The sequence below is a fragment of the Duganella violaceipulchra genome, assembly GCF_019166075.1.
Lineage (GTDB): Bacteria > Pseudomonadota > Gammaproteobacteria > Burkholderiales > Burkholderiaceae_D > Rugamonas > Rugamonas violaceipulchra.
In genome coordinates this window covers 1-258 of record NZ_JAHTGR010000203.1, presented here as the reverse complement: position 1 = coordinate 258, position 258 = coordinate 1, and the positions used below count along the sequence as shown (strand labels likewise).

Annotated in this window: 1 protein-coding gene; it reads left to right on the top strand. The window is 69.0% G+C overall.

The features are described from left to right. A partial coding sequence (locus tag KVP70_RS33695) for an AMP-binding protein (protein ID WP_217946776.1) occupies window positions 1–258 on the top strand: 258 nt, incomplete at both ends.

Genomic DNA, 258 nt, shown 5'->3' with positions numbered 1-258 from the left:
ATCCGGGCCTGGCCTGCGATAGCGGGAGCGCCGCCTATGTGATGTACACCTCCGGCTCGGCCGGCACGCCGAAAGGGGTGGCGGTGCCGCATCGCGCGGTGCACAAGCTGGTGGTCAACAACGGCTACGTCGATTTCACGGCGGACGACAAGGTCGGCTTCGCGGCCAACCCGGCGTTCGACGCCAGCACGATGGAGGTCTGGGCGCCGCTGCTCAACGGCGGCGCCGTGGTGGTGCTGGACCAGGATACGGTGCTCG